Raw genomic sequence first — 16,416 nt, forward strand, 5'->3', positions numbered from 1 at the left:
ATACTGCGGGGGTGGAACTCTCGTCGCTGGTGCTGATCGGTTCGTTTGTACTAGGGCTGCTGCTGGGTAGCTTTCTGAATGTATGTATCTCCCGGCTGCCGTTGGGTGAATCGGTCATTGGTGGACGATCCATGTGCCGCAGCTGCGGCAAGACAGTCCGCTGGTACGACAACATTCCGCTGTTGAGTTGGGTGATTCTGCGGGCGCGATGCCGCGATTGCAAGGCGGCCATCTCCTGGCGGTATCCGGCGGTCGAGTTCGCCACGGCGCTCTGGTTCCTCCGCTCCGGCTCGATCCTGTGGCGCGACTGGAACTTTACCTGCGACTTCTGCAACCAGTACCAGATCCAGACGAACCGCGTCATTCTGGACCTCGCCGTACTCGCGGCCGGATATCTTTTGATCGGCCTGATGGTCATGGACTGGCAGACACATACGCTGCCGGACAGCTTCACCCTCACCGGAATGATCTTCGGCTTCGCCCTGACCTGCGTGCATGCCATGTATCTGGCTCCGGGTGAGGGAGAGATTCATCTACACCGCCAAGTGAAGCTGAATTCGGCGGGCGCCGGACGGAGCACGGGAGACCTGTTCATTACCGGCCCGGAGGCAGTGGTGCTTGGGCGGGTAGCGGCTATCGCCGGAGCGATGCTGTTGCTGCTGATCTTTCACTGGAGCTACAAAGCGCTGCGAAAACGCGAAGGCATGGGCATGGGCGATGTGAAATTGCTGGGAATGATTGCCGCCTTTTTCGGTTGGTGGCCTGCGGTCCTGGCGCTGTTTGTCGGAACAATCGCAGCGACCGCTTTTGCTGTCATTCAAATGGCTCGCGGGCGAGCCGACCGTCTGACCGAACTGCCCTATGGCAGCTTCCTGGCGATCGGCGGCCTGATCGCAGCCATGGCAGGGCCGATACTGATCGAGTGGTACGCGGGCTTGCTGCGCTAAAGCGCATCGCAATTACGAATTCGGACGCGTGCGGTCTTAATTCAATTATGTTGCATCTGCGTTACGGTATCGGTCCGTTTCCTTGACACTGGCTTCCAGCGGAACTTAACCTTGAGGGGACAGCCGACAGACGAACGATGCAAATTCCTTATATTTGGAACTATCTTCCGCTGGCCCTTCAAATCCTTGCAGCCCTTGCACTTGCGGGCGGCATGGTGACAGCCAGCTACATCCTTGGGAAGCATCGCCGTACCAAGGTCAAGCTCTCAACCTATGAATGCGGTATGGAACCCGTCGGCGATGCGCGTGGCCGGTTTACCGTTCGCTTCTACATGGTGGCCATGTTGTTCATCCTCTTCGACGTGGAAGCGGTCTTCATGCTGCCTTGGGCCGTGATCTACAAACAGCTCCCAGGCATTACGCACTCCCGTTTCTTCGGCTTCAACGAGATGCTTGTCTATATCGGCTTCGTTGCCGTGGGTCTGTTCTACGTCTGGAAGAAGGGCATCCTCAACTGGGCTGCCGATAAGGGAGACCTCTAGTGCCTGCAACAACCCTGGAAAAGGCAGAAGTGCTGGAGCAGATGGCGGCCAACCCGGCCGTCGCCGCGCTCTCTTCCCTGCTGATCGATGCCCGCTTCGCGTTGAACGAGCTGACGATCACGGTTCCGAAGGATCAGATCGTTGCTGCCGTCAAAGCGGTTCAGGCAGCCGGCTACAACTTTATGGAAGACGTGACCTGCGTGGACTGGTACCCCAGCGAGCCCCGCTTCCACGTTACGTATCACATCCTTTCGCACTCGCTGAAAGAGCGTGTCCGCCTGATCGCCCCGGTGGGATCGGAAGATCTGTCGATCGATTCCATCACCAGCGTGTGGCCTGCGGCGAACTTTTACGAGCGCGAGGTCTTTGATCTCTTCGGCGTACATTTTGGCGGACATCCGAACCTGCGCCGCATCATGATGCCGGATGACTGGGCGGGGCACCCGCTGCGTAAGGACTATCCGGTGGAGGGCTACCGCTAATGCCGACCTCAGTTGAAGACCTCATCAATCCGGGCGTAGATGACGTAATCGCAGACTCCAAGCTGCACGGCAATATCGATCCAGCGCAGGACCAGACGATGGTTCTGAATATGGGTCCGCAGCACCCTTCCACTCACGGCGTGCTGCGCGTGGTGCTGGAAGTCGATGGTGAGAGTGTTGTCGCACTGGCGCCAGATATCGGCTATCTGCATACCGGCATCGAGAAGACCTGCGAGGCGAAGTTCTATCAGCAGGTTGTCCCGCTGACCGACCGCATAGACTATCTCTGCCCGATGACCAACAATCTGACCTACTGTCTGGCGGTTGAGAAGCTGCTGCAGTTAGAGATTCCGGAGCGGGCACAGTATCTGCGTGTATTGCTGAACGAGCTGACGCGTCTGAACAGCCACCTGGTCTGGCTGGGAACCCACGCCATGGATATCGGCGCGCTGACAGTCTTCCTGTACTGCTTCCGCGAGCGCGAAGAGATTCTGCGTATCTTCGAGATGGTGGCCGGTCAGCGCATGATGACCAGCTACTTCCGTATTGGCGGTCTCAGCATGGAACCGCCAATCGACTTCTACGATCGCGTGCGGAACTTCCTGAAGATCATGCCGGAGAAGATTGCCGAGTACGAGAACCTTCTCACCGGCAATCCGATCTGGATGGGGCGACTGAAGGATGTAGGCCATCTCTCGGCGGCCGATGCTATCGCTCTCGGGGTTACGGGACCGCCGCTGCGCGCCTCAGGTGTGGATTGGGATCTGCGCCGCGATATGCCCTACTCGGGCTACGAGAAGTTCAAGTTCGACGTTCCTGTCTCGCAGGTCGGCGACGTGTGGGCCCGCTATGAGGTCCGCATGAAGGAGATGTACGAGTCGGTGAAGATTGCCACTCAGGCACTTGAGGGCTTGCCGGATGGCCGCATCACCGCCGACGCGCCGAAGATCATCCTTCCGGATCGCGAGCAGATGAAGACCCAGATGGAGAGTCTGATCCATCACTTCAAGATCGTGACCGAAGGCTTTGCGGTACCTGCAGGTCAGGTTTATCAGGGCGTTGAGTCACCGCGTGGCGAGATGGGCTACTTCGTGGTGTCGGACGGAACGGCAAAGCCCTTCCGTGTGCACATGCGCAATCCTTCGTTCGCCACGCTGCAGGCGCTGGAGACGATGTGTAAGGGAAGACTGCTGGCCGATGTTGTCGCCGTGATTGGATCGATCGACATCGTGCTTGGAGAGATTGACAGGTAGGCGGTACGCGATGGATGCGCGGCTCCATACCGAACTTTGGACCTCATGGGCGTCGTTGTTGCGCACGTATTGCGCCGCTCATGGACTGAACAGCAGGCATCACGCCGTGGTTGAAGTTGGCCCGGAGGTGATTCTGGTACGCGTCAATGACCGCTGGCTTCGCTTCACTGCCAATGACATGGAACGCGACGATTGCGGCAAGCTTCACTTTGCTTTGCAGGAAGACGGCACGGTGCAGTACGCCGATGTAACGGAAGAGATGGACCACGCAGCGGAACGGCTGGCGCGGGAGATGTTCGCGGTATCCTAGGGTTTGCCCTGAAGTGGTAGAACTCAAGCGGTTTTTCGCCGCAGACGTTGACGGCATGGCCGAAGCCCTGCCCTGACGATAAGACGTGACCGGCAGATTGCCGTGATCACAAAGACTGAATTTCTGCTGGTTCCTGGAGTTTATGAGCGCTGTCACCAACACGATCTTTTCGCCTGAGCTGGCCGCCCGCTTTGACAAGCTGGTGACGCTGTATCCGGTCAAGCGCTCGGCGCTGATTCCCATGCTGTTGTACGCACAAGACGAGGTCGGTTATGTCTCCGATGCCGTCGTGCATGAGATCGCCCAGCGCCTGGATCTGTTCGAGCTGGATGTGCGCAATGTTCTCAGCTACTACTCCATGCTGCGCACCAAGCCGGCCGGCAAGTACAACGTACAGGTCTGTACCAACATCAGCTGCATGCTGCGTGGCGGTTACGAGATTCTGGATCACTGCAAGGCCAAACTGGGCATCGGCCACAAGGAAGTCACTGCCGACAAGCTCTTCTCCCTGGAAGAGGTTGAGTGCATCGGAGCCTGCTGCTGGGCTCCCGCCATGCAGGTGAACTATGACTTCCACGAAGATCTGACTCCCGCAAAGGTCGACCAGATTCTGGATGATTACGCTGCCGGTCGTGGAAAGGACGTGAAGTAATGCCTACCCTTGTCTCCCACCCGGATGAAGTCAAGATCATCTCCCGCCGTTTCGGCGCAGGCGCCGCGGACATCGAGAAGTATCTGGAGCTGGACGGCTACAAAGCAGTTCAGATGGCGATTGAAAAAGGCGCCGAATGGGTCATCAACGAGATGAAGATCAGCGGCCTTCGCGGCCGCGGCGGCGCGGGCTTCCCCACCGGCCTGAAGTGGAGCTTCGTGCCGAAGCAGAGCGAGAAGCCGAAGTACGTTCTGGTAAACGGCGACGAGTCTGAGCCAGGAACCTGCAAGGACCACGTCATCTTCCTGCACGATCCACACTCCGTCATTGAAGGCACCATGATCGCGGGTCTCGCCATCGGCGCGAAGATGGGCTTCATCTATCTGCGCGGCGAGTATCGCTACCTGCTGAAGGTCGTGGAGAAGGCTGTCGCCGATGCTTACGCCAAAGGCTTCCTCGGTAAGAACATCTTCGGTAAAGAGGGCGTGGACTTTGACATCGTTACGCAGACAGGCGCCGGCGCCTATGAGGTCGGTGAAGAGTCCGCCCTGATGGAGTCGCTCGAAGGCAAGCGTGGCGTGCCGCGCATCAAGCCTCCATTCCCTGCCGTGGTGGGTCTGTACGGCGGACCGACTGTGATCAACAACGCCGAGACCATCGCAAGCGCGCCGCATATTCTCCTTATGGGTGGCGAGGCTTACGCCAAGGTCGGTTCTGAGCGTAATGGCGGAACGCGTTTGTTCGGTATCAGCGGCCACGTCGAGCGCCCCGGTGTCTACGAACTTCCAATGGGCTACAACCTGAAGAAGGCCATCTACGAGGTCGCGGGTGGAGTCAAAGGTGGACGCAAGCTGAAGGCTGTAGTTCCTGGTGGCTCGAGCTGCCCGGTGCTGAAGGCGGATGAACTCGATGTGGGTCTTGACTTCGACCAGATGGGTAAGGCCGGCACCATGCTTGGTTCGGGCGGCATTGTCGTTCTGGACGAGACGGTTTCGATCGTTGAGTTTGCTCTGCGGACCATCAAGTTCTACCAGCATGAAAGCTGCGGCTGGTGCATTCCCTGCCGTGAGGGGACGGACTGGCTGAAGAAGACGCTGACGCGCTTCTACAACGGCTACGGTAACAAGAAGGACATCGCAAACATTCAGTATCTGGCGGAGAACATGATGGGCCGCACCTTCTGCCCGCTGGGCGATGCGGCCGCCATGCCGACGCTCGGATTCATCAAGAAATTCCGCGAAGAGTTTGAAGAATATCTCGAGGGTCATCGCACCGAGAAGGCCCTTATCACCACCGAAGAAATGATCGGCGCAGCGCACTAGAGGACTGAAGGAATGCCAGACGTAAATTTCATTGTCGACGGCAAACAGTTGACCGCTCCGGCGGGAACGCTGCTGATCGACGCCTGCAAGGCCGCGGGTATCGAGATTCCTGCCTTCTGCTACTACCCGGGTCTCTCGCTGCAGGCTGCCTGCCGCATGTGCGTGGTCCGCATCGAAAAGATGCCGAAGCTGCAGACGGCGTGCACTACTCCGGTAGCCGAAGGCATGGTGGTGCAGACCGAAACTCCTGAGATCGCTCAGGCCCGTAAGGCGACTATCCAGCTTCTGCTTGGCAATCACCCGCTCGACTGCCCGGTATGCGACGCCGGCGGCGAGTGCGAGTTGCAGGACATGACCTTCAAGTACGGTGCAGCGGAGAGCTTCTACACCGAGCCGAAGAACCACCGCGAAGAGCAGAAGTGGTCGCCGGCCGTGTACTTCGATCGCCCGCGGTGCATTCTCTGCTACCGCTGCGTACGTATGTGCGGCGAGGGCATGGATGTCTTCGCTTTGGGTATCCAGAACCGCGGCTCCTCTGCGGTGATCGCTCCTAACATTCCAGCAAGCGAATCCCCAACGGGGATGCAGCAGCTCGACTGCGAAGAATGCGGCATGTGTATCGATGCGTGCCCGGTCGGCGCGCTGACCTCGGATTCCTATCGCTACAAGACTCGCCCGTGGGAGATGAACCACGTCGGGACCGTCTGCACGCACTGCGGCGACGGCTGCAAGACGACACTCGGTGTTCGCCGCTCGGCGGATGGTATGGAGATCGTTCGCGGCGATAACCGTGACCGCTCGGGTATCAACAACGACTTCCTCTGCGCGAAGGGCCGCTTCGCCTTCGACTTTGCCAACCATGAAGAGCGCCTGACACAGCCGCTGGTTCGCCAGGCTGATGGCAAGTTGAAGCCTGTCTCCTGGGAAGAGGCGCTGACGGTCGTCGGCAAGAAGTTCAAGGAAGTCCGTGACAGCAGGGGCGGCCATGGACTAGGTGTGATCGGCTCAAACCGTATCACCAACGAAGAGGCGTACCTGCTGCAGAAGTTTGCTCGCAGCGTGCTTGGCACCGCCAACATCGATCATCACCGCACCGCCGACTACACCACCTTTGCCCGTGCGCTGAATGGCACCAGCGGCAAGACGGCATCGCAGCGTGACACCGCCACAGCCAAGGCAGTGCTGCTGATCGGCGGCGATCCCACGAATCAGAATCCGCTGACAGCTTGGAATCTGCGTACTGATGTTCGCCTGAATAAGGCCCGGATCTACGTTGCGAACCACGCTCCGATCAAGCTTCGCCGTCAGGCCAAGGCCTTCCTTCAGGTAACTGATCTCGGCTACGGTTCTCTTGCTGCGTACCTCGGCGGCGACGATGCGGCGGCACAGGCAGCGGCGGTCGACGTCAATGCACTCGCTGCCTTCCGCGATGCGGTGAAGGGCGAAGAGAACCTCCTGGTCCTGATCGGCAACGAGCTGCGCGGGACGGATCTCGAGAAACTGGTTCAGTTTGCTCTCTCGCTGCCGAACGCGAAGGTCGCTCTGCTCTCGGACTATGTCAACTCGCGCGGCGCCGCTGACATGGGTCTTCTGCCTGATCTTCTGCCGGGCTACACCCCCTGGATGCAGCCGAAGGAGTTCGCCACTGAATATGGCGATCACTTCCCTGCAGCCAAAGGCCTGGACCTGCTGCAGCAGTTCGATGCAGCAGCGTCCGGTGAACTCGGAGCGCTTTACGTCGTTGGAGCAAACCCTGTCGCCCGCTACTCGATCGATCCGGCAACGCTGAAGAATACGTTCCTGGTAGTACAAGACATGTACCTCACCGAGACGGCCGTTCTTGCCGACGTGGTTCTGCCGGCAGCAAACCTGTATGAGAAGTCTGGCTCAGTGACCAATAGCTACGGTGACCTGCAGCTCGTTCGCAAGGCCGCTGACAAAGCCGGTGTTCGTTCTGACTTCGAGATCATCGTGCGCATCGCTGACAAGATGGACCACAAGGTCCAGTCGCTGGTGCCGTTCGGCAACGGCCTGCGCGCCGACTTCGGACAGACCCGCGGAGCGCAGTCGGGCGAGGCGGATCGTCATGCGGTCTGGCTAGCAGCCAACAACATGGAGCCGAAGCTTTCGCCGTTCGATCCATTCGCCATCCTGGATGAGATTCATCGTCTGGTGCCGGGTTATGGCAGCCTGCTTCGCCTGCAGCTGCTCAGCGGCAATGACCAGCACGTCGAACCGGTCGTCAACAAGAATGAGCTGGTGCAGATTGATGGCGACACCAATCGTCGTGACCTGGTGCTTCCGGCCAACGACACCCTGTTTACCTCCGGCACGCTCGGCCGTTATTCGGAGAAACTCACCCAGCTTCACGGCAAGTACAGCCAGGAAGCTACACCCACGGCTGCGGACTAAGAGAGACGAAACCAAGTGCACTTGTCAGACTTTCAACTCTTCGTACTGATCACGATCATCAAGATCGCCGTGGTGCTGGTGATCACGCTGACGGCGGTGGCCTATACCGTGCTGCTGGAGCGCAAGGTGATCGGCCGCATTCAGAATCGCTGGGGACCATCCCGCGTAGGCCCGTTCGGCCTGCTGCAGCCGCTGGCTGACGGCATCAAGCTCTTCCTGAAGGAAGACCTGATGCCGATGTCGGTGGAGCGCCCGCTCTTCGTTGCCGCTCCTGTCATCGCGCTGGCCTGCGCTCTGGTCTCGGTTGCGGTAGTTCCCTTCGGCCAAACCTTCAAGATCCGCGGCGTCGATATCTTCGAGGTTTCGAATGTCAACATCGGACTGCTCGTGATTCTGGGGATCACCTCGATCGGTGTATACGGTATCGCTCTGTCGGGCTGGTCGTCGAACAATAAGTACTCGCTGATGGGTTCGCTGCGCGCATCGTCCCAGGTCATCAGCTATGAGTTGGCCCTGGGCCTGTCTCTGGTGGGTGTGGTGCTGCGTGCAGGCTCGCTGAACCTGCGCGATATCGTGAACTCACAGATCGGGCACGGTTTCCTGTCCTGGAACTTTTTCGGCGGTCTGCAGTTCGTCGGCTTCTTCATCTACATCATGGCGGCATACGCTGAGACCAACCGCGCTCCGTTCGATCTTCCTGAAGCCGAATCAGAGCTGGTCGCCGGCTATCACACGGAGTATTCGTCGATGAAGTTCGCGATGTTCTTCATGGCCGAGTACGCCAACATGCTGACCGTCTCCTGCGTCGCGACACTGCTGTTCTTCGGTGGCGCCTCGAGCCCCTTCGAAGGCTGGATACCGGCCTTCGGTCCGACCTGGCTGCAGGCGATCCTGCCGATCTTCTGGTTTGTCGCCAAGGTTTTCAGCTTCCTGTTCCTGTACATCTGGGTGCGTGCGACGCTGCCGCGCTTCCGCTATGACCAGTTGATGAGCTTCGGCTGGAAGTTTCTGCTTCCCCTGGCGATGGCCAACATTCTGGCCACCAGCCTGGTGATGGCTCTGAGGAGCTAGATTCGTTATCCGCGGTTGGTATGAGCCGGTAACCCGCGCGGCTCGTGAGAATGAGTTAGTCGATACGATCATGCATCTTGCACTCTTCTTTATCTTCGGCGGACTGGCGGTACTGGCCGCGCTGAACCTTCTGCTGCAGCGTCACCCGATCAATTCGGCGCTGTCGCTGGTGGTGGTGATGATGTCGCTGGCGGTGCTGTACTGGTCGCTGGGAGCGGAGTTCCTGGCCGCGGCGCAGATCATCGTTTACTCCGGCGCAGTCATGGTGCTGTTTGTCTTCGTCATTATGCTTCTCAATGCCGGAGAAGAAGAACGAACGCGAGGCTCGAAGATCGCCTCCATCGCCGGCTTTCCCGGAGCCGCCGCGATCTTCTGCCTGCTGAGCTTTGTCTTCCTGAGCGAGGGTCATAAGCTTGGCCTCTCGCACCTCGGTGGTTCCCTGGATGAAGCATCCTCCAACATCTCTCAGATCAGTTCGCTGCTCTTCACCGACCTGCTGCTTCCCTTCGAGGTGACCTCGGTGCTGATCCTGGTTGCGATTCTGGGAGCTGTCGTGCTCGCAAAGAAGGAGCGGTAATGGTACCGATCAGTTACTATCTCGTGCTTGCGGCCATCCTGTTCTCGCTGGGCATCGCCGCCTATCTGGTCAAGCGCAATGTCATCACGATCTTTATCTCGATCGAACTGATGCTCAATGCGGTCAACCTGACCTTTATCGCATTTGCCCATCAGTGGAACAAACTGAACGGTCAGATCTTCGTCTTCTTCGTGATGGTAGTCGCCGCGGCTGAAGCCGCGGTTGGACTCGCCATTATCATCGCCCTCTTCCGGTCGCGGCAGACGCTGAACGTCGACCAGGTCAACCTACTGAAAGGCTAACGGACCAGAACATGGAATTTAGCTATCTCTGGTGGATCCCGCTACTGCCCTTCGCCGGCTTCCTGATCAATGGCCTGGTGGGCCGGAAGTTTCCGCGCACTGTCGTAGCGGCGATTGCCCTGCTGTTTACTGCTGTACCTTTTGGCCTGGTGCTGAAGCTGGCATCTACGATGTTTGCCAGCGGTGGACCGGAGCAGATCTCTCTGGCCGGTGCGCCCTGGATCTCCGTCTCGGGCTTCACGGTCAACTTCGCCTTCAACGTCGACCACCTCACGCTGCTGATGCTGCTGATCGTCACAGGCGTCGGCTTCCTGATCCATCTCTACGCCACTGGGTACATGGCACATGAAGAAGGCTACTGGCGGTTCTTTGCCTACCTGAATCTCTTCATGTTCTTCATGCTGGTTCTGGTGCTGGCAGCCAACTTCCTGCTGCTCTTCGTCGGATGGGAAGGCGTAGGTCTGGCTTCGTATCTGCTGATCGGCTTCTACTTCAAGAAGGACTCGGCAGCGAATGCAGGCAAGAAAGCATTCATCGTCAACCGCATCGGCGACTTCGGCTTCCTGCTGGCGATGTTCCTGATCATCGCGCAGTTCCATACGCTGAACTTCACTGAGGTCTTCGCGCAGATCGCAGCGCATCCAGAGTGGCAGGGCGGCATGATGACGGCCATCGCTCTGCTGCTGGTGCTCGGTGCGACCGGTAAGTCGGCGCAGATTCCGCTGTATGTCTGGCTGCCGGACGCCATGGAAGGCCCGACACCGGTCTCCGCTCTCATCCACGCGGCGACGATGGTGACCGCCGGCATCTACATGGTGGCCCGGTCGCACGTACTCTTTGCCCACTCGCCCACTGCGCTCTCTGTCGTCGCAGTCATCGGCGCTCTGACGGCAATCTTCGCCGCCTCAATCGGCTTGGTGCAGAACGATATCAAGCGCGTTCTGGCTTACTCGACCGTTTCGCAGCTCGGCTACATGTTCCTGGCCTGCGGCGTTGCTGCGTACACCGGCGCGATCTTTCATCTGATGACGCACGCCTTCTTCAAGGCGCTGCTCTTCCTCGCGGCCGGATCAGTGATCCACGCCATCGGCGGCGAGCAGGACATGCGCGCCATGGGCGGCCTCCGGAAGAAGATCCCCGTTACCTTCTGGACGATGACGGTGGGTGTGATCGCCATCGCAGGCGCTCCTCCGCTGGCCGGTTTCTTCTCCAAAGACGAGATCCTGTACCAGACTTTTGCCTCCGGCCACGTAGTTCTGTGGGCCATTGGTCTGGTGACAGCGGGTATGACCTCGTTCTACATGTTCCGCCTGTGGTTCAAAACCTTCTTCGGTGAGTTCCAGGAGCCGGCACACGATACCCACCACGGTGACGATCATAGTCACGCACATGGAGTGCATGAATCTCCTGCGATCATGACGATTCCGCTGGCGATCCTCGCGGTGCTCTCCATCGTCGGTGGATGGGTCGGTATTCCGAAGGCCTTTGGTGGAAGCATGGAGATCGAGCACTTCCTCTCTCCGGTCTTCGGTGAGCCGGCCGCGGTTGCGGCGACCGCAAGCCATCCCTCCGAATTCGGACTGGCGGCCGTCTCTGTTCTGGTTGCGGCGATCGGATTCATCTTCGCCTACGTCTTCTACTACAAGAAGCCGGGAACGCTAGGCGCCCTCGCTGAGAAGAACCGCGGCCTCTACAACGTTCTTGCCAACAAGTTCTACATCGACGAGATCTACAACGGCCTGATCGTTGTTCCGACGCTCATGTTTACCCGGCTGTTCCTTGCAGGATTCATCGATAAGGGCGTCGTGGACGGCACGGGAGCGACTCTAGGTCTTACCGCCAAGGGTGGTGGTTACCTGGCACGTAAGATCCAATCGGGCAACATTCGTTCCTATGCAGGCTGGCTGGCCTTAGGCGCCGCCGTTCTGTTGATTGCCATGACCTTCGGTCTCAAAGCCTTTGGAGCAACGCACTAATGACTATCGACAGCTCCATCCTTTCGCTGATCGTCTTCTTCCCTACCGTTGGGGCGATTCTGCTTGCGCTGCTCCCGGCCAATCCCACACTGCAGAAGTGGGGAGCGCTGGTGGTCACGCTGCTGACTTTCCTGTTCACGCTGCATCTGCCGGCGCACTATCAGTACGGCCTCACCGGCTATCAGTTTGAAGTGAATGTCCCGTGGATTGCCTCGCCGGCGATCCGCTATCACCTGGGCGTCGACGGCCTGTCCATGTGGCTGGTTGTGCTTTCCGGCTTCCTGGCTCCTCTGGGTGTCCTGATCAGCTGGCGCGCCATCGACCGGCGCGAGAAGCTGTTCTACACGCTCTTCCTGCTGCAGCAGACGGCTATGATCGGTGTCTTCGTCGCACTCGATCTCTTCCTCTACTACGGCTTCTGGGAGTGGTCGCTGGTGCCGATGGCGATTCTCATCGCTACCTTCGGACGCACCGATAAGCGCGCCAAAGCTGCCCTCAAGTACTTTCTCTATGCCTTCATTCCTTCGGCGATTTTGCTGGTGGGCATGCTGTGGGTCTATGCGCAGACCGGAACCTTCGATTTGCCGATGCTGCAGCAGATGGGGGCATCGCACAGCATCTCCTCGAACCATGCAGCCCTGTGGCTGGCCTCGCTGGCCTTCCTGGTCGCCTTTGCCGTCAAGGTCCCGGTCTTCCCGCTGCACGGATGGCTTTCGGACGCGATCTTTGAAGCTCCAACCGCAGCCGTGATGGTGCTGGCCGGAAAGCTCGGTCTCTACTCGATTCTACGCTTCAGCTTCGGTATCTTCCCGGAGCAGTCACGTCAGATCGCTCCACTGATGATCGCGCTGGGCGCAATCGGTATTGCCTACGGCGCGCTGGTCGCCCTGGTTCAGACCGACCTGAAGCGGCTGGCGGCTTACTCGACGCTCGGCCACCTGAGCTTCATCACTCTGGGCATCTTCAGCTTCACGGTTGCCGGTATCGATGGTGGCGTCTACCAGATCATCAACCACGGTATCTCCGGCGGCGCGCTCTTCATGCTGTTGGGTGCGCTGTATGAGCGCTATGGCACCTACGATATGCGCGAGCTCGGTGGTGTGGCACAGAAGCTGCCATGGATGGTCACGCTCTTCGTTATCACTGCTCTCTCGAATATTGGCCTGCCGGGCCTGAATGGTTTCGTCGGTGAGTTCCTGACGTTGTCAGGCTCGCTGCAGACCATCTATGTCGCCCATCCAATGCTCTGGACCACGATTGCAACCACCGGCGTCATCTTCGGTGCGGGCTATATGCTCTGGGCGATTCAGCGGGTCTTCTACGGTGGTATGGGCCGTCGTCCCGACGAGGTCTCCGGATGGGATCTGGATGCGCGTGAACAGGTCGCTCTCTGGCCGATGGCAGTCCTCTTCGTCGTGATGGGTGTTGCCTCTCCGTACTGGATGCGGGCAATCGATAGCTTCGGCGCGGGAGCCGCAGGCAGGACTGCCGTTACGGATGTCCACGTCTATCCGAATCCGACCAAAAACCTTGCATTGCCGGAAACACCGGTAAGCAGCACCGAGGGAGGTGCGCACTAATGTCTTCTGCCCTGCTTTCGATCCTCCCTGAAGTGGTTCTCACTGTAACCGGCGTGCTGATCATGCTGGCCGATCCCTTCTTCGCGCCCAAGGCGTCCAAGAAAGCTCTCGGCTGGCTGGCGGTACTGGGAACCCTGGGCGCTGCCGGTGCGACGCTGCTGCAGCTGCGGACTCACCAGATTCTGCTGACCTTCTCCGGCTCGATCCAGATGGACACCTTCTCCGTTTTCTTCCATCTGCTGATTGCGTCGATCGTTCTGCTGACGCTTCTGGTCTCGCTCGATTACTTCAAGCCCGGCGCCACCTCGCACTCGGGCGAGTACTTTGCCCTTGTGCTCTTCGGCGCGGTCGGCATGATGCTGATGACCTGCTCGGTGGAGTTGCTGATGGTCTTCATTGGACTCGAGATCTCGTCGATCTCGACCTACATCCTTGCCGGCTACCGAAAAGGACAGGCCACGGCCTCCGAGTCCTCACTCAAGTACTTCCTTCTGGGCTCCTTCGCGACGGCCTTCTTCCTGTACGGCATTGCTTTGGCCTTCGGCGCGACCGGTACGACTTCGCTGAACGGTATTGCCTCTGGCCTTAGTGTTACCGCGTTCCCGACGATGGCATTCCTGGCTCTGGCCATGATGCTGGTCGGCCTGGGCTTCAAGGTCTCGGCAGCGCCCTTCCATGTATGGACTCCGGATGTCTACCAGGGTGCTCCTGCTCCGGTTGTCGGCCTGATGTCGACCGCACCGAAGGCAGCCGTGTTCGCGGTCCTGCTGCGCATCACCGCTACCACCTATAGCTCGGAGCTGTTGCATGCTCGCTGGGTATGGCTCATCGGCATCATCGCAGTACTTTCGATGACCATCGGCAATCTCGGCGCGCTACTGCAGAAGGACGCCAAGCGCATGCTTGCCTACTCGTCGATCGCTCATGCCGGTTATCTGATGGTGGCGTACACAGCGCTTCCGGCGGACAGCATTGCAGCAGCGGCCTTCTACACCGCAGGCTATGCGGCGATGAACGTCGGAGCCTTTGCTGTGATCAGCCAGCTTGGCGGCTATGACGAGCCTCTGCGCACCATCGACGACTATCGTGGCCTGGCGCAAAAGCATCCAGTACTGGCCGCGGCGCTTGCGTTCTTCCTGCTCTCGCTGATCGGCATTCCCTTCACCGGTGGCTTCTTCGGCAAGTTCTACGTCTTCAACGCCGCCATCGGCGCCGGACATGTATGGCTGGCTGTACTTGGCCTGCTGAACTCGGGTGTCGCCTGCTTCTACTACCTCCGCCTGCTGACGGCGCTGTACAGCCGCAAGCTCGGCGAGGAGGGCGGCGAGTTCGAGGGCAGCTCTCCGGCGGCCGCAATTGCTATCGCCGGCGCGGTGCTCGCGACTCTACTCCTGGGCGTCCTGCCCGGCAAGGTCCTGGGACTGGCGCAACGCGGAGCAACGGTGCAGGTATCGCGTAACCGCTAATACCCCTTACAAAACAAATGCCGGCGACCATTGATCGCCGGCATTTGTTTTGTGGGACGCACCCTGGGTGCCCCCATATCTCGGCTCTGCCGAGATGTGGGATCATCGCGCTCTACGCGATCCGTCTTCGACCTTTCTCAGCGATATATGGGTATTCCTTTGCCCACCCTAGCCTTGCGAGGGAGGGGCACCCGGACGAGGTAATGGAATAAACAGATTCCTCCTCTACGCTCCGAAATGCCCCAACAAAAGCGGTTCTAGCCCCTATATCTACAGAAGAAAACCCTCGCCGAAGCGAGGGCTTTCTACGTTCATGTACTGCGAATCGCTTACTGAACCTTCAGGAAGATGATAACGAAGGTGAACAGAGCCAGGGACTCGATGAAGGCCAGGCCGAGGATCAGGAAGGTGAAGATGCCGGGGCGAGCGCCAGGGTTGCGGGCCAGCGCTTCGGCGGCAGAGGCAGTGGCCTTGCCCTGAGCCAGACCGCAGAGGCCAGCGGCGAGGGCCATGCCCAGACCGGCAGCGATGTAGTAAAGACCGGACCTGCCGGCGTCGGCGGTTTGAGCGAACGCGGCAGGCGCCAACAGAAGAGCGGCGGCCGTCATGAACAGATACTGAAGCTTACGCATTGGAGTTACTCCGGGCTTCCGGAATTCCGTCATCAGTGGGTGGTTGAGGTTCACCGTGCTGACCCCCTCACGCTCATGGCGGTGTTGCTCCGCATGCGGTGGAAGCCGGTACCGCATGCGTCAAACTTGTCGTTCAGCCGGAGCCTAGTGCTCGTGCGAAACCGCGAGGCTGACATAAATCGTAGCCAGCAGCATGAAGACGTATGCCTGAATCACAGCAACGCCAAGGTGCAGGCCGAGGAAGACCAGCGGGATACCGATGGGCACCAGCGAGAAGAAGGCCAGTGTCAGCAGATCACCGGCGAACATGTTCGCGTACAAACGGACGGTGAGCGAGAGCACGCGAGCGAGGTGTGAGATCACCTCGATGAGGAACATCAGAGGCGCCAGCCACCAGACGGGGCCCAGGAACTGCTTGATGTATCCGAAACCGTTGGCCTTGATGCCGTACCAGTGGTAGTAGAAGAAGGTCAGAATCGCCAGACCCAGGGGTACAACCTTGTCAGCGGTCGGCGACTCGAGCCCAGGGATCAGCCCCATCAGGTTCGAGAGCAAGATGTACAGGAAGATGGCAGTCAGGTAGCCGGTGAACTTCTCATAGCCGTGACCGATGATGCTCTCACCCTGGCCCGAGACGAACTCGTGGGTCATCTCCGCCAGGTGCTGCGCGCCGCCGGGATTCTCGACGCTGAGCGTCAGGCGAATCACAACGAAGTAAGCCAACAGGAACAACGCCACCAGAATCTCCATCGCAAACGAATTGGAGATCGGCGCAGCGGGATATTTCGGCGTGTAACCCACAGAATGCAGGATTCCGTTCGTCAGACCGCCAAAATGGTTATTCAGAAACTCGGTAAACAGCAACTGGTGAGGCATATCTTGGGGCTAATAA

Annotated in this window: 16 protein-coding genes; 14 read left to right on the forward strand and 2 right to left on the reverse strand. The window is 59.1% G+C overall.

The window, feature by feature from the left end; genetic code table 11:
• Positions 1-29: 29 nt before the first annotated feature.
• The 14 genes from OHL21_RS02275 to OHL21_RS02340 all read left to right on the forward strand — a co-directional run bounded on the left by OHL21_RS02275 (position 30) and on the right by OHL21_RS02340 (position 14,892).
• Positions 30-947, forward strand: coding sequence for a prepilin peptidase (locus OHL21_RS02275; RefSeq protein WP_263415631.1), 918 nt, complete (start codon positions 30-32; stop codon positions 945-947).
• 137 nt (positions 948-1,084) lie between these two features.
• Positions 1,085-1,489 carry an NADH-quinone oxidoreductase subunit A gene (locus OHL21_RS02280; RefSeq protein WP_263415632.1) on the forward strand — a complete coding sequence of 135 codons (405 nt, stop codon included), beginning with the start codon at positions 1,085-1,087 and terminating at the stop codon, positions 1,487-1,489.
• Positions 1,489-1,971, forward strand: coding sequence for an NADH-quinone oxidoreductase subunit C (locus OHL21_RS02285; protein ID WP_399257011.1), 483 nt, complete (start codon positions 1,489-1,491; stop codon positions 1,969-1,971). The genes OHL21_RS02280 and OHL21_RS02285 overlap by 1 nt, the downstream gene beginning before the upstream one ends.
• On the forward strand, positions 1,971-3,224 hold the full coding sequence (nuoD, locus tag OHL21_RS02290; protein ID WP_263415633.1) for an NADH dehydrogenase (quinone) subunit D: 1,254 nt from the start codon (positions 1,971-1,973) through the stop codon (positions 3,222-3,224). Before OHL21_RS02285 ends, nuoD begins: the two co-directional genes overlap by 1 nt.
• Positions 3,225-3,234: 10 nt before the next feature.
• Positions 3,235-3,534, forward strand: a complete 300-nt coding sequence (locus OHL21_RS02295; protein ID WP_263415634.1) for a transcriptional regulator — start codon at positions 3,235-3,237, stop codon at positions 3,532-3,534.
• 142 nt (positions 3,535-3,676) lie between these two features.
• Complete coding sequence (locus tag OHL21_RS02300; RefSeq protein WP_263415635.1) at positions 3,677-4,186, forward strand: NADH-quinone oxidoreductase subunit NuoE family protein; 510 nt, start codon at positions 3,677-3,679, stop codon at positions 4,184-4,186.
• Positions 4,186-5,508, forward strand: coding sequence for an NADH-quinone oxidoreductase subunit NuoF (gene nuoF, locus OHL21_RS02305; RefSeq protein WP_263415636.1), 1,323 nt, complete (start codon positions 4,186-4,188; stop codon positions 5,506-5,508). Before OHL21_RS02300 ends, nuoF begins: the two co-directional genes overlap by 1 nt.
• A 12-nt stretch (positions 5,509-5,520) precedes the next feature.
• Positions 5,521-7,920 carry a molybdopterin-dependent oxidoreductase gene (locus OHL21_RS02310; protein WP_263415637.1) on the forward strand — a complete coding sequence of 800 codons (2,400 nt, stop codon included), beginning with the start codon at positions 5,521-5,523 and terminating at the stop codon, positions 7,918-7,920.
• 21 nt (positions 7,921-7,941) lie between these two features.
• Positions 7,942-8,991 carry an NADH-quinone oxidoreductase subunit NuoH gene (gene nuoH, locus OHL21_RS02315; protein ID WP_263415728.1) on the forward strand — a complete coding sequence of 350 codons (1,050 nt, stop codon included), beginning with the start codon at positions 7,942-7,944 and terminating at the stop codon, positions 8,989-8,991.
• Positions 8,992-9,061: 70 nt separating this feature from the next.
• Positions 9,062-9,568, forward strand: a complete 507-nt coding sequence (locus tag OHL21_RS02320) for an NADH-quinone oxidoreductase subunit J family protein (RefSeq protein ID WP_263415638.1) — start codon at positions 9,062-9,064, stop codon at positions 9,566-9,568.
• Positions 9,568-9,870: an NADH-quinone oxidoreductase subunit NuoK gene (gene nuoK, locus OHL21_RS02325; protein ID WP_147648490.1), complete on the forward strand. Its 303-nt coding sequence runs from the start codon at positions 9,568-9,570 to the stop codon at positions 9,868-9,870. Before OHL21_RS02320 ends, nuoK begins: the two co-directional genes overlap by 1 nt.
• A gap of 11 nt (positions 9,871-9,881) precedes the next feature.
• Positions 9,882-11,846 (forward strand): NADH-quinone oxidoreductase subunit L, encoded by a 1,965-nt coding sequence (nuoL, locus tag OHL21_RS02330; RefSeq protein ID WP_263415639.1) that lies wholly within the window; start codon positions 9,882-9,884, stop codon positions 11,844-11,846.
• The gene (locus OHL21_RS02335) at positions 11,846-13,426 is read left to right on the forward strand and encodes a complex I subunit 4 family protein (protein WP_263415640.1); all 1,581 of its coding nucleotides are present in this window, start codon (positions 11,846-11,848) and stop codon (positions 13,424-13,426) included. Before nuoL ends, OHL21_RS02335 begins: the two co-directional genes overlap by 1 nt.
• Entirely contained in the window at positions 13,426-14,892 is a 1,467-nt protein-coding gene (locus OHL21_RS02340) for an NADH-quinone oxidoreductase subunit N (RefSeq protein ID WP_263415641.1), read from the forward strand. Before OHL21_RS02335 ends, OHL21_RS02340 begins: the two co-directional genes overlap by 1 nt.
• A gap of 329 nt (positions 14,893-15,221) precedes the next feature.
• Here OHL21_RS02340 and OHL21_RS02345 read toward each other — a convergent pair whose 3' ends face one another.
• Positions 15,222-15,524, reverse strand: coding sequence for an ATP synthase F0 subunit C (locus OHL21_RS02345; RefSeq protein WP_263415642.1), 303 nt, complete (start codon positions 15,522-15,524; stop codon positions 15,222-15,224).
• Positions 15,525-15,668: 144 nt separating this feature from the next.
• Positions 15,669-16,400 carry a F0F1 ATP synthase subunit A gene (gene atpB / locus OHL21_RS02350; protein WP_263415643.1) on the reverse strand — a complete coding sequence of 244 codons (732 nt, stop codon included), beginning with the start codon at positions 16,398-16,400 and terminating at the stop codon, positions 15,669-15,671.
• Positions 16,401-16,416: the final 16 nt, after the last annotated feature.

It is taken from the genome of Terriglobus albidus, from assembly GCF_025685425.1.
Lineage (GTDB): Bacteria > Acidobacteriota > Terriglobia > Terriglobales > Acidobacteriaceae > Terriglobus > Terriglobus albidus.

Coding starts and splice junctions, on each gene's coding strand:
- OHL21_RS02280 (WP_263415632.1), top strand. CDS start 1,085: ATGCAAATTCCTTATATTTGGAACTATCTTCCGCTGGCCCTTCAAATC.
- nuoD (WP_263415633.1), top strand. CDS start 1,971: ATGCCGACCTCAGTTGAAGACCTCATCAATCCGGGCGTAGATGACGTA.
- OHL21_RS02295 (WP_263415634.1), top strand. CDS start 3,235: ATGGATGCGCGGCTCCATACCGAACTTTGGACCTCATGGGCGTCGTTG.
- OHL21_RS02300 (WP_263415635.1), top strand. CDS start 3,677: ATGAGCGCTGTCACCAACACGATCTTTTCGCCTGAGCTGGCCGCCCGC.
- nuoF (WP_263415636.1), top strand. CDS start 4,186: ATGCCTACCCTTGTCTCCCACCCGGATGAAGTCAAGATCATCTCCCGC.
- OHL21_RS02310 (WP_263415637.1), top strand. CDS start 5,521: ATGCCAGACGTAAATTTCATTGTCGACGGCAAACAGTTGACCGCTCCG.
- OHL21_RS02320 (WP_263415638.1), top strand. CDS start 9,062: ATGCATCTTGCACTCTTCTTTATCTTCGGCGGACTGGCGGTACTGGCC.
- nuoK (WP_147648490.1), top strand. CDS start 9,568: ATGGTACCGATCAGTTACTATCTCGTGCTTGCGGCCATCCTGTTCTCG.
- nuoL (WP_263415639.1), top strand. CDS start 9,882: ATGGAATTTAGCTATCTCTGGTGGATCCCGCTACTGCCCTTCGCCGGC.
- OHL21_RS02335 (WP_263415640.1), top strand. CDS start 11,846: ATGACTATCGACAGCTCCATCCTTTCGCTGATCGTCTTCTTCCCTACC.
- OHL21_RS02340 (WP_263415641.1), top strand. CDS start 13,426: ATGTCTTCTGCCCTGCTTTCGATCCTCCCTGAAGTGGTTCTCACTGTA.
- OHL21_RS02345 (WP_263415642.1), bottom strand. CDS start 15,524: ATGCGTAAGCTTCAGTATCTGTTCATGACGGCCGCCGCTCTTCTGTTG.
- atpB (WP_263415643.1), bottom strand. CDS start 16,400: ATGCCTCACCAGTTGCTGTTTACCGAGTTTCTGAATAACCATTTTGGC.